Annotated in this window: 1 protein-coding gene; it reads left to right on the top strand. The window is 62.0% G+C overall.

Features of this window, described 5'->3' with window-relative positions:
• Positions 1-166: 166 nt before the first annotated feature.
• Complete coding sequence (locus tag QA648_RS29315; protein ID WP_283052428.1) at positions 167-14668, top strand: VCBS domain-containing protein; 14502 nt, start codon at positions 167-169, stop codon at positions 14666-14668.
• The last annotated feature ends 166 nt before the right edge of the window (positions 14669-14834 follow it).

Raw genomic sequence — 14834 nt, 5'->3', positions numbered from 1 at the left:
GTCAAGCGGTATACTTAAGGAGTTGTTTGGTTGTTGAGTTAACCATGGGTAAATATATCTGCGGTCGTGCATAACCGGCTATATCTGTGAGGTTAACGAAGTATTGCAATCACCCCGCTCTCGTAATTGATTGCCGTCAAATTACGAGACACCGGGAGTTAGACTTATGGAAGATTCGCGCATTTCGACGGTAGACCACGAAGCGGTTTCGAACCATTTCGTATCGGGCGACCGGAACGAGGGCCTTGCAGCCGATATCAATGCGTCTCGGCCGCTGCCGTTGTCGCAGAATGCTGATGTCGCCGCGTTCGAAGTGGCGCAGGCCGCCGAGCAGCAGGCGAACGGCAAGACGGCGCGCGTCGCCGCCAACGAGCCGCAAAGCACCGACACCCATCAGCCGATCCAAATCGTGCCGGACAATGGCAACATCGTCCACCTGCCGGCGAACACCTCGATCGACGACATTCACGTCGAGGGGCGCAACCTCGTTCTCATCCAGGCCGACGGCACGCGCATCGTCATCATCAACGGTGCGCTGCACGTCCCGACCTTCCTGATCGGCGAAGTCACGCTGCCACAGCAGGCCGTTGTCGCTGCACTACAGCAGCAGGGCATCAACGTCGCTGAAGGTCCCGACGGTTCGGTTCATGCTGGCAATAACACGGATTCCGGCCACCAGTTCACCGACAACCAGGCCCCGAATGCCCGCACGCCGCTGAACCTGATTGGTCTCCTCGGTCCTGGCGACATAGGTGGCAACGGTAACGGCGGCAATCTGTCTGGCACCCAGACTCGCGTTCCCTTTATCCTTCAGCAGGCGACCGAAACGGCCTCGCTGACTGAACGCGGCAGCAGCACCGGCGCCTTCCTCACGACAAGCAGCACCGGCCGCTTCGGCTTCGGCGGCAACAATGCCTCGATCACCACCGTCACGCTGGTCGGCGAGACAGAAATCACCAGCAGCGGTACGCAGCAGCTATCGGGCCTGACCTCCGGCGGCGTTCCCGTTGTCGTCACCCAGAACGGCCAGACCGTCACCGGCGTCGCGAATGGCGTCACTGTCTTCACGCTGGTATTCAACGCCTCGACCGGCGCGTACACCTTCACCCAGCTCGCTGCCCTCGACCATCCCCGCGGCGCCAATTCGGCCAGCGATGTGCTTGAACTACAATTTCGGTACACGGTCTCCGACACGAGCGGCCATACGGTTTCGGCTGTCGCGACCGTCGATATCACGGACAGCGTGCCGGTTGCGGCCGTTGGTACGGCGGGTTCGGTTACAGAAGCAGCTCTGTCTGCCGGCAACGCGGCCCTGACCCATGACACCGGCGCCGCGACGGCCACTGGTTCACTTAACATCTCCTGGGGCGCTGACGGCGGCAACACCGACAAGGGCGGCCTCGGCGATCGCTCGGTCGCTTTCACCAATGCCACGGTTTCGGCGACGGGTGAGGACAATGGCGCGCTGAGCTCGCATGGTCTGGCCGTTCATACGGCGATTTTGGCCGATGGCACGCTGGTCGGCTACACCGGTGAGACCGCTCCGACGGCAACCTCTGCATCCAACGTCGTCTTCTACGCGACGGTATCGGATACCGACAACGGCCACTACAACTTCACCCTGGTTCAGTCGCTCGACGACGCCAAGGGCTCGGACGCGATCACGCTGACCTTCGGCTATACGGCAACCGATTCCGACGGCGATACCGCCGCGAACACCTTCACCATCACCGTCGCTGACGACAAGCCAGTTGCTTCCACCGGCGACGCAGGCTCGGTCACCGAAGGCGCGCTGGCGAGCGGCAACGAAAACCCGCATGTCGAAACCGATGCCATCACCACCGGCTCGCTCAACATCTCCTGGGGTGCCGATAACGCCAACACCAACAACGGCGGCGCCGGCGACCGGTCGGTTGCCTTCACCGATGCCTCGGTCACGACACAGGGCCAGGACGGCGAAGCGCTGAGTTCGCATGGTCTGGCCGTTCATACCGCGCTCTTGGCCGACGGCACACTGGTCGGCTATACCGGCGAGGCCGCTCCGACGGCGGTCATGGATGCCAAGGGCGGGGTCGGCTCGAACATCGTCTTCTACGCGACGGTCTCGGACACCGACAACGGCCACTATAACTTCACCCTGGTGCAGTCGCTCGATGATGCCAAGGGTTCGGACGCGATCACGCTGACCTTCGGCTACACGGCAACTGATTCCGATGGCGATACCGCCGCAAACACCTTCACCATCACCGTTGCCGACGACAAGCCTGTCGCCTCCACCGGCGACGCAGGCTCGGTCACCGAAGGCGCGCTGACGAGCGGCAACGAGAACCCGCATGTCGAGACCGATGCCATCACCACTGGCTCGCTCAACATCTCCTGGGGTGCTGACAACGCCAACACCAACAACGGCGGCGCCGGCGACCGGTCTGTCGCCTTCACCGATGCCTCGGTTGCGGCGACGGGCCAGGACGGCGAAGCGCTGAGCTCGCATGGTCTGGCCGTACATACAGTACTGCTGGCCGATGGCACGCTGGTTGGCTACACCGGCGAGACTGCTCCAACGGCCGTGACGAATGGCGAGGGCGGGGTTGGCTTGAACATCGTCTTCTATGCGACGGTCTCGGACACCGACAACGGCCACTACAACTTCACCCTGGTGCAGTCGCTCGATGACGCCAAGGGTTCGGACGCGATCACGCTGACCTTCGGCTATACGGCAACCGATTCTGACGGCGATACCGCCGCGAACACCTTCACCATCACCGTCGCCGATGACAAGCCAGTTGCTTCCACCGGCGACGCAGGCTCCGTCACCGAAGGCGCTCTGACGAGCGGCAACGAGAACCCGCATGTCGAGACCGATGCCATCACCACTGGCTCGCTCAACATCTCCTGGGGTGCTGATAACGCCAACACCAACAACGGCGGCGCCGGTGACCGCTCGGTCGCCTTCACCGATGCCTCGGTCACGACGCAGGGCCAGGATGGCGAAGCGCTGAGCTCGCATGGTCTTGCGGTTCATACAGTACTGCTGGCCGATGGCACGCTGGTTGGCTACACCGGCGAGACTGCTCCAACGGCCGTGACGAATGGCGAGGGCGGGGTTGGCTCGAACATCGTCTTCTATGCGACGGTCTCGGACACCGACAACGGCCACTATAACTTCACCCTGGTGCAGTCGCTCGACGACGCCAAGGGTTCGGACGCGATCACGCTGACCTTCGGCTATACGGCAACCGATTCCGACGGCGACACCGCCACGAACAGCTTCACCATCACCGTCGCCGATGACAAGCCTGTCGTAGCGACTGGCGATGCAGGCTCCGTCACCGAAGGCGCTCTGGCGAGCGGCAACGAAAACCCGCATGTCGAGACCGATGCCATCACCACCGGCTCGCTCAACATCTCCTGGGGTGCCGATAACGCCAACACCAACAACGGCGGCGCCGGCGACCGGTCGGTTGCCTTCACCGATGCCTCGGTCACGACACAGGGCCAGGACGGCGAAGCGCTGAGTTCGCATGGTCTGGCCGTTCATACCGCGCTCTTGGCCGACGGCACACTGGTCGGCTATACCGGCGAGGCCGCTCCGACGGCGGTCATGGATGCCAAGGGCGGGGTCGGCTCGAACATCGTCTTCTACGCGACGGTCTCGGACACCGACAACGGCCACTATAACTTCACCCTGGTGCAGTCGCTCGATGATGCCAAGGGTTCGGACGCGATCACGCTGACCTTCGGCTATACGGCAACCGATTCTGATGGCGATACCGCCGCAAACACCTTCACCATCACCGTCGCTGACGACAAGCCTGTCGCTGCGACTGGCGATGCAGGCTCGGTTACCGAAGGCGCGCTGACGAGCGGTAACGAGAACCCGCATGTCGAGACTGACGCCATCACCACCGGCTCGCTCAACATCTCCTGGGGTGCCGACAACGCCAACACGAACAACGGCGGCGCCGGCGACCGGTCTGTCGCCTTCACCGATGCCTCGGTCACGACACAGGGCCAGGATGGCGAAGCGCTGAGTTCGCATGGTCTGGCCGTTCATACGGTACTGCTGGCTGACGGCACGCTGGTCGGTTACAGCGGCGAGACCGCTCCGACGGCAACCTCCGCATCCAACGTCGTCTTCTACGCGACGGTCTCGGACACCGACAACGGCCACTACAACTTCACCCTGGTGCAGTCGCTCGATGACGCCAAGGGTTCGGACGCGATCACGCTGACCTTCGGCTATACGGCAACCGATTCCGACGGCGATACCGCCACAAACACCTTCACCATCACCGTCGCAGATGACAAGCCGGTCGCTCACGCGGTTGACAACACGGCCTCGCCGCTCAACGACGATGCGCAGATCGGTGGAAACCTGGATGCCAACGACGCCAACACGCATAGCGTCTCGGGCGCTGCCGGCGCCCTGTTCAGCGCTGGCGCCGACGGTTCTGCAAGCGTCTCGATCGATCAGTCCAGCCTTCCGGCTCTGAAGACGATCTATGTCGACGCCAACGGTTTCGCGCAGCAAGAAGATGTTACTTGGGGCAAGCCGACGGTTTCCGACGGTGCGACAACCTGGGTTGCTTCCAGCGCCAATCACGACACCGTCGCCACGCTGACCATCAATGCCGATGGCTCCTACACGTTCAGCACCAGCGCGCCGCTCGTCCACCCGACCTCCGGCACGACGGAAGAAAGCTTGTCGCTGACCTTCACCTTCACGGTGACCGATGGCGACAATGATACATCGACCGGCTCGCTGACTCTGCATGTTACGGATGACGTACCGCTGGCAAATACCGTCACTGTGACCAGCGTGACGCTGAACGACGACGCGCTGAAGGGCGGAAATCCCGACACGGTTGGCGTAACCGATACCGACACGGTCAGCGGCACGAGCGGCACGCTCTTTTCGGGCGGCGCCGATGGCGTCCATCAGGTGACGCTCGGAGCGACGACGGATTTCAGCGCCATCTATACCGGCAAGGACGGCTTTGCCCATGTCGAGTCGGTCGTTTGGGGCAGCCCGACGACGGCGGCGGGCGGCGAGACGATCTGGATCGCGACGGGCAAGGACAGCGGCCAGACGGTCGCGACCCTCACGATCGGCACGGATGGTTCCTACAGCTTCACGCTCAGTGCGCCGGTCGTCCATGCGGCCGCGGAAAATACGCAGGATCTGACCTTCAACTTCACCGTCACCGATGGTGACAGCGATACGGCCAGCGGCTCGCTGACGGTCACAGTCAAGGACGACGCACCAATCGCCTATAAGGTCGATGCCACCTCGACGCCGCTCAACGACGACGCGCAGGCACATGGCAACCTGGATGGCGCCGCCGACGCGAAGACGATCAATGGCGACGCAGGAGCTCTGTTCTCCGCCGGTGCCGATGGCGTCAAGGGCGTGTCGATGGACAGCCTGCCGACACTGAAGGCGATCTACCTCGACAGCCACGGCATCGGCCATCAGGAAGCCGTGTCCTGGACGTCGTCTGCGGCGAACGGTGTGACGACCTGGACGGCAACCGGCGCCTCCAGCCATGCTACCGTTGCAGTTCTGACGATCAATTCGGACGGTTCCTACAGCTTCACCGCGGATGCGCCGCTTGTTCATTCGACGTCGTCGACGACCGAAGACAGCCTGACGCTGAATTTCGGCTTCACGGTCACGGATGGCGACGGCGATACAGCGAAGGGCTCGCTGGCGATTGCCATCACGGACGACGTCCCGGTTGCTTCCGGCACGACCGTTGCTGTCAAGGCCGACGAGGGCGACATTTACAATCTCCTGTCGCATGGCAACAGCGCGCTCGATGGCACGCATGACGGATCGTCTTCGCAGCCGGCACTGTTCGGTTTCGGCTTTGCGGCCACGGTATCCGGCTCCGTTGCTTCCACCGTTTCCTTCGGTGCTGACGGCGCAGCGGTCGGTGGCGGCTTCAGCTTCACCGCCAATGCGGCGTCGACGCTTACCGCTCTGCATCTGACTTCGGGTGGCGAAGCGCTCTCCTATGCCGTCGTCAACAACGTGGTCGTCGGCTATATCGATAATGACCACCACAGCGGCTACAACCCGGTCCTCGACCGCCCGGTCCTGTCATTGTCGCTGTCTGGCAACGGCAGCTTCACCTTCCAGCAGTACGATCAGCTCGACAACGTCGCTGGTCCCGGCAACGACCTGCGCTCAGGCAATAGCTCGATCTCGGCCATCGACTTCGGTTCCGTCATCCAGGCGACCGACGGCGACGGCGACAGCGTGACGCTGACCGGCGCTTTGAAAGTCACGATCGTCGACGACGTGCCGAAGGTCGATCTTGCCCTCACTGGCTCGATCACGATCGACGAGAGCGGCAGCGGCGACAACGACGTCAACGCCAGCAATGCGGTCAAGAGCCTGTTTGCCGGCATCACTGGCGGCAACGATCCCGATATGTCGACGGTCTACGCTCAGCACAACGTCGTCTCGCCGGCGGTCTCGATGGGTGCCGACGATGCGTCGGGTACGACGAGCAGCCTGACGCTTCATATCGACAATGCCGACTCTGGCTTGCAGACGACTGCTGGTCAGGCGATCACGCTCTCGCAGCTCGCCAACGGCACGGTTGTTGGCAAGATCGCCGACGGCGAGATCGCCTTTGCGATCCGCCTCGACAACAGCGGCAAGGTCAGCATCGCCCAGTACATGTCGCTCGCCAACCCGAATACATCGAAGTCGGACGGCGATACGGTCGATCTCACCGGCAAGCTCTCGGCGGTGCTGAGCGCGACCGATAGCGACGGTGACACCGTCGCCAAGTCCGTTTCCATCGGCAGCAGCATTCGTTTCGATGATGACGGCCCGTCGATCGGCGGTGCCGTATCGGCAAAGACACTTGCCGAGCATGACCTTCTGACGAATTCGGGTTCGCTGTCGCCCTCCGGCATCAGCACTGGTGCGGTTGCGCTCAATCTCGCCTTCGGCGCTGACGGCCCGGCCGCCCATGCTGCTACCTTCGTAGCGGGTTCGAACGGCAGCTATTTCACCGCAAGCTACAGCAATAATCAGACGCTTGATGCGACCAAGCTCAGCTCCGGCGGCCATGCGCTATCCTACTCGCTCAGCGGCGACGGCATGACGCTCATCGCCTACACCGGCAGCAATGCCGCCGACCAGTCGAGCTGGGTCTTCAAGGTTGTCCTGTCCCAGGACAGCGGCCACGCCAGCGGCGCCTACAACTTCACGCTTTACAAGTCGCTCGACGACGTCAACGGTCAAACCAACCTCTCGGATATCAAGCTGACCTTCCAGGTTGCCGGACATGACGGCGACGGCGACACCACGAGCGGCACGCAGAGCTTCTCGGTCGATTTGATCGACGATGTGCCGACGCTGGTTGATCATGCCTCGGTTTCCGCGACCGTCTCGGAGACGGCGATCAATGCTCCTTTGGTGACGACGGGATCTTACACCGTCGATTTCGACACGGTGAATCCTGCGGCTGCCAAACTGACGGTCAGCGAGGGCAGCGTCAGCGACGGCCATGTGGAATCGTCGTCCAAGGGGGGCGATATCGTGCTCGTATCCAACACGGGGACGACCTTTGTCCTCGCCCAGATGGATATAGGTGTGTTTGACCACAAAGGCGCGTCGTCCAAGACCGTCACCATCATCGGCACCGATGCCAATGGCAACACCTATTCGGTGACGACTACCGGTACGACCTTCTCGGCCGCCGGCACGGCGCTCGAAGGCAAGCAACTGACGTCGCTCGAGATCGATCCGCATGACAACTCGCTGACAGTCACGGTCGATAACATCCATGTCACCGACACGACCACGACGCCCACAAGCAATCCTGCTGAGACAACGCTAGATCTGACCTCGCTCGTTCACGCCAGCGCCGACAGCCCGTTGACCTGGTCGGTGAACACGGTTGCCGCTGGAACGTCTTCCGGGAACCTGACGGGCGGTACCGGGCTGACCTACAACGGCACGGCCATCACGCTCGCCAGCACGGATGGACACACGATCACCGGCTCGGCCGGAGGCGTCACGGTCTTCACGTTGACTGTCGATCCTGCGAGCGGCCACGCCACGTTCGACCTTTACCATGCGATCGACGGCGGCAAAACGCTGCCGCTCGACTTCTCGAAATATGTGACGGCGACGGATTTCGATGGCGATTCCGTAACCCTGGGCAGCGGCTCCGTCACCATCGTCGTGCAGTCGGCCACGGACAGCCTTCCGACAATCAATTCGGCCGGCCTGGTATCAAGCGTCAGCGAAAGCGGCTTGCCGGGTGGTACGGGGGCGGCTGGCGTCGCCAACGTCCATTCCGGTAGCATCGCAATCACCGCAGGCGATGCACCTTCGACGGTGACAATCGCAGGCCATACGTTCAACGTCGGCGCCACAATCGCCAATGGCGATACCAATGCCACCATTCATGGTGCCTACGGAACGCTGCACATCCTCAGCGTCACTACGACGGCCATCAACTATACCTATACGCTGACCAGCACCACGAGCGGGGCGAGCAACCACGACGCCTTCTCCGTCACAGTCAGCGACGCGCCGATTGACGGTGAAAGCCAGACTGCAACCCTGACCTTCAACATTACCGATGATAAGCCGATAGCAAGCACCATTCTGGTCGGATCGATGCATGAGAACGACAGCAGCGCGACCTTCGCGCTGGCTTCCGGAACCATCGCCTTCGGCGCCGACGGAGCGGCCCAGAGCGGGGCAATCCATGTCGACAGCGTCAGCGCCAATGGAGATCTCGCCGGGTCGACGCTGAGCACGTCCATGGTCACGATTGACGCCGGTCATGTGACTGTTGCGCCGGGCAGCGCACTGGATGCCCTGCCGCTTGGCCACTCTTCGATACTCTCGATCGGTTATACCGTCACCGACGGCGACGGCAGCAAAACCAGCGGCACCTTCACCATCAGGGTCGACGGCGTCAACCATGCGCCGACCACGGCGGACGGAAGCGTCTCCACCGGCGAACATGCGGCCTACTATTTCTCGTCGAAGGATTTCGCCTTCAGCGATAGCATCGACGGCAACACCCTGAAATCCGTCACCATCACCAGCCTTCCGACGGGTGGGACGCTTTATCTTGGCGGGACAGCCGTCACGGTCGGCCAGCACATCGCAGAGAGCGCGCTTTCAACGCTTCACTTCACGCCTTCGTCAGACTTTGCCGGCGCGACCGAAACCGCGAACTTCGGCTTCACGGTGCAGGATAATGGCGGCACGGCCAATGGCGGCGCGGATACGTCAACCGCCCATACGATGACAGTTACCGTGAACGCCGTTGACGACGGCACGGCGACGGTCTCGATTGCCGATCAGACGACGCATACAGGTAAAGCGGTCGTCGCAGGCGATACGCTGAACGCGGCGATCGCAACAGACGACCCGGATCACGGGCAGTCCGGTCTGACCTATGCGTGGAGCTGGGCGGACGATCAGTCCCATACGGTTCTCGGAACCGCATCGTCCTACACGGTGACGAGTGCCGATGTCGGGCATTCGTTGATCTTGACGGTGAGCTATACGGATGGCCAGGGCTTCAGCGATGTCGCGACGCAGACGACGTCCGCTGTCATCGCGCCGACGATCTTCACTCCGACGGTTGATACAACGCCACTGTCGGAGGCCAATCTTTCGGGCGGCTCCAACCCGCAGCCTTCTGAACTGACAGCCACGGGCAGCATTGCTCTGGGTACCCTGGATAATCCGCATATCACCAGCGTCGCGGGTGCCGACGGCACGCCGGTAAGCGTCGATCAAACGGCTCCGGACAGCCAGACGACGACGATCCACGGTTCCTACGGTGATCTCGTAATCGACGCGAACGGCGCATATACCTACACGCTGCTACATGCTGGCTCGAACGCATCGGGAGATACGGATCAGTTCACCTATACGGTGACGGACATGAACGGCAAAACGGCTCAGGAGACCCTGACGTTCAATATCGCCGACGACGCGCCGACGCTGACCGGTACAGGGATTTCCGCAACCGTCTCCGACGATGGTGTGGTGACGGCCGCCGAACACTCCGCAACGACGACGGCGGAACTGACCTCACTCGTTAACTCTGGTGCTGACAGCCCGTTGAGCTGGTCGGCGAACGGCGTCGCAGCCGGTACCTCTTCCAGCACGCTGACAGGTGGGACCGCGTTGACGTACAACGGTGCGGCCATCACCCTCGACAGCACGGATGGGCACACCATCACCGGCTCGGCGGGCGGCGTTACGGTCTTCACGTTGACCGTCGACACCAACGGCCATGCCACATTCGTGCTTGACCACACAATCGACGGTGCCAAGGACCAGACGCTCGACTTCTCGCAATACGTGAAGGCCACGGATTCCGATGGTGACTCGGTGACGCTCGGCACCGGCGCCTTCACCATCGCTGTGGACCATGTCAATCACGCGGCAGAGATCGGCGGCGCCGATAGCGGCGCCGTCACGGAAGACCTCAGCGTTTCCGCCGACGGCTATCTACAGGCAAGCGGCACGCTGACGATCGACGATGCGGATCGGGGCGAAAGCAAAATCCAGGCGGCGACCATAAACGCTGACGGCACGCATCTTGGTACGCTGACGATCGGTGAGGACGGTAGCTGGACCTACAAGGTCGATAACAGCCTGTCAGCCGTGCAGAATCTGGGTGTGAACCAGAGCACGACCGACAGGTTCACGGTCTCCTCGGTTGACGGAACGACCCATGACATCGTCGTGACGATCAACGGCACCAATGACGCGCCGACGATCTCGATCGCCGGCGGCGACAGCGCCAGCGGTGCCGTGACAGAGGCCGGCATTGGCATTGCTGACGACAGCACTCATAACACGGTTTCCGGCCATCTGACCGGGGCGGATATCGACAGCCCGACACTGACGTGGTCGGTGGTTGCGGACAGCGGCCAGACTGCCAATGGGAGTGAGTCGGTCACCGGCACTTACGGTACGCTGAGCGTCGGCGCGGACGGCACCTGGACCTATGCCCTGGATCAGTCGAAGGCCGATTCGCTGAATACTTCAGATCATCCGCAGGAGAGCTTCACGGTTCAATTGAGCGACAACCAAGGCGGCATCACGACGCAGACGGTCGTGGTGACGGTCAACGGCACGAACGACGCGCCGACGATCTCGATCGGCAGCGGCGACAGCGCCAGCGGTGCCGTGACTGAAGCCGGTGTTGGTGTTGCTGACGATAGTGCTCACAACACGGTTTTCGGCCATCTGACCGGGGCTGATGTCGACAACACGTCCCTGACGTGGTCGGTGGTTGCCGGCAGCGGCCAGACTGTCAATGGTGGGTCGGTCACTGGCACTTACGGCACGCTGAGTGTCGGTACGGACGGTACCTGGACTTACACTTTGGATCAATCGAAGGCCAATTCGCTAACGGCTTCGGATCATCCGCAGGAAAGCTTCACGGTTCAGTTGAGCGACGGCCAAGGCGGCGTCACGACACAGACCGTCGTGGTGACGGTTAACGGCACGAACGATGCGCCGACGATCTCGATCGCCAATGGCGACAGCGCCAGCGGTGCCGTGACTGAAGCCGGTGTTGGTGTTGCTGACGATAGTGCTCACAACACGGTTTCCGGCCACCTGACCGAGGCTGATGTCGACAGCTCGTCGTTGACGTGGTCGGTGGTTGCCGGCGGCAGCCAGACTGCCAATGGGAACGGGTCGGTTACGGGCGCTTACGGCACGCTGAGCGTCGGTGTGAATGGCACCTGGACCTATGCCCTGGATCAGTCGAAGGCAGATCCGTTGACGGCTTCGGATCATCCGCAGGAAAGCTTCACGGTTCAGTTGAGCGATGGCCAAGGTGGCGTCACGACGCAGACGGTCGTTGTGACGGTCAATGGTACCAACGACGCAGCCTCGATCTCTGGCACGGCGACCGGTTCGGTCACCGAGGACGGCCAGTTGACGGCAAACGGTGTGCTGACCACCGCCGATGTCGACAATGGCCAGAACCATTTCCAGACGCCGACATCGCTGACCGGCACCTACGGCACGTTCACCTTCAATGCGACGACCGGTGTTTGGGGCTACACGCTCAACAATTCTGCATCGAATGTTCAGGCATTGAACGGCGGGCAGGCAGTTACGGATAAGCTGACTGTAACGTCCGCAGACGGGACGGCTTCACAGGATATCGTGGTGACCATCCACGGCACCAACGAGTCGGTATCGGCACCGAGCATCAGCCGTGTCACCGACAATGTCGGGTCGATCCAAGGCAACCTGGCTGACGGTGCGGTTACGGATGACACCAATCTTGGGATCCGTGTCAGCCTGACCGGAACCGGTGCTGTCAGCGGTGATACGGTGCAGCTATATAACGGCACGACCGCACTCGGCTCGGCGGTCACGCTGACGGCGACCAACATCAGCAATGGATATGTCGACATTACCACGCCGACGCTGACGAACGGATCGACTTATAACTTCCGTGCCTCGCTCACGGATGCGGGCACCACCAGCCCGCTGTCGACGAGCGGCGCCTATGATATCAAGATCGATACGACGGCGCCGACAGTCGCCATAACGCAAAGTAGCTCCGGCGGAACGAACGTCCTCACCTTCACCTTTAGTGAGGCGGTGTCAGGGTTTAACGTGTCAGACATCGTGGGCAGTGGCAATTATACGCTCTACAACTTCATGCATGTTGGCCTGAACGGTTCCGGACAGGACGTCTACACGGTGAATTACACCGCCGGCAATAACGGTTGGAAGTCTGTGTGGGTTGCAGGAAGTAGCTATACGGACCTGGCCGGCAATTCCGGAGCGGACGGCTTCTTAACCGCTTTCAAGCCCGCCGGCACCTCCGGCGAGGCCATCAACCTTGCACTCGCAGATCCGTCAGATCATGTCGGCGCGGTCACGTTGACCGTTGCTGGCCTTCCCGCCGGCTGGGTGCTCAGCGAAGGCACGCATAATGCCGATGGCACCTGGTCCGTGGTGACGAACAATCCGTCGTCGCTGACGGTCACCTCGCCCGATGGCGTCACCGGCGCACTGGTTCTTCAGGTCACCGAGACCTGGACCAATGCGGACGGCACGACCGGCACGGCCTATGTGTCCGACAACATCGAAGCCTATGCCAAGGGCGCGCCGATTTTTGCCTGGTCGGGCGACGATACGCTCACGGCATCGAGTGGCAACGACACGCTGGTCTTCGCGAATACCATCGGCACCGACGTCGTGCACAACTTCGATACGGCGCATGACAAGATCGATCTGGTCGGTTTCGCAGGCTTCTCAAGCTTTGCGGACGTTCAGGCCCATCTGTCGAGCGACGCGTCGGGCAATGCCGTCATCACGCTCGGCGATGGCGAGACCATTACCTTGGCAGGCGTTAGCGCCGCGGCGCTCACGGCAGACGACTTCCTCTTCAACGAGACCGTGGTGACGCACAATACCGGCGACATGGTGCTTAGCGACGGTGCGCTGATGCCATTCAGCGGCACGCTCGACAACACCGGCAGCATCCATCTCTCTTCGACCGGCAGCGAAACGGCCTTCGAAATCGTGCAGCACGGCCTCACGCTGACCGGCGGCGGCACGGTGACGCTGTCCGACGATGCGGCCAACGTCATCTTCGGCAGCGGTGACGCCGTCACGCTGACCAACGTTGACAACACCATCTCCGGTGCAGGCCAACTTGGCGACGGTCACCTGACGCTGGTCAACGAAGGCACGATCATTGCCGACGGCAGCCACGCGCTCGTCATCGACACGGGTGTCAACGCTGTGAGCAACACCGGCACGCTGGAGGCGACCGGGACCGGCGGCCTCGACATACACAGCAGCGTCATCAATGATGGCGTGTTGTGGGCGAATGGCGGCAACATTAATCTCGAGAGCAATGTCAGCGGCAGCGGCACGGCGCTGTTGTCGGGCCACGCTGGCCTCGAAATCGGCGGCTCGTTCAGCCAGGCGATTACGTTGAGCACGGATGCCCAGGCTACGATCACCATCGACCACGCGGCCGCCTTCACCGGCACGATCGCCGGCCTCGACGGCAATGACACGCTGCGGTTCGGCGACATCTCCGCCGCGACCGCCAGCTTCTCCTATGCGGAAAACGCGGCGAAAACTGGTGGTGTGCTGACCGTCACCGATGGTACCCACACCGCCAGCATCGGTCTCACCGGCGACTACTCGGCCGGCGACTTCTCGCTCGGCCACGACGGCGACTATGCCGAGATCGACTTCGGCCACCTCTACGGCACCGAAGGCAACGACACGCTGACGAGCGGTGGCGGTTACACCATGACCGGCGGCGCCGGGGCGGATACTTTCGTGCTCGATGCCCAGGCTCTGCACAATCTCAACATGGCTGACGTCATCACCGACTTCAGCCCGAAGGGAGAGGGCGATAAGCTGGATGTTTCGAACCTGCTGAACGCGCTGGTCGGCGAACATCCGGGCATGACCGAGGCGAGTGCTGTCGCGTCGATGACGGCAGCGGTCGACACCGCAACCAATTCGACGAAGATCAGCATCAACACCGGCTCGGAAACCCATGTGGTCGCCACGTTGCAGAACTATGCGCCGACAGGCCACGATGCCGTCCACGTGCTGTTCAACAACCACGAAGAGCAGCTTGCAACGCATACGCAAACCGCCGGCGCCTGAGGCCTTTCCGTCGGCATAGAAATCTCGAAGCGGCGCGTCTCGGACGCGCCGTTTTTATGAAAGCCACAGCGATGTGTCGATCGGGAAGTGTCGCCTTAACGGTCGGTACCGATCGGAATGATACCGCGCGGGCGAAGGATGGTTGTGGATTGCTCAACCGGGTTTT

The organism is Rhizobium sp. CB3171, from assembly GCF_029714265.1.
Lineage (GTDB): Bacteria > Pseudomonadota > Alphaproteobacteria > Rhizobiales > Rhizobiaceae > Rhizobium.
This window is presented reverse-complemented; position numbering and strand designations above follow the sequence as displayed.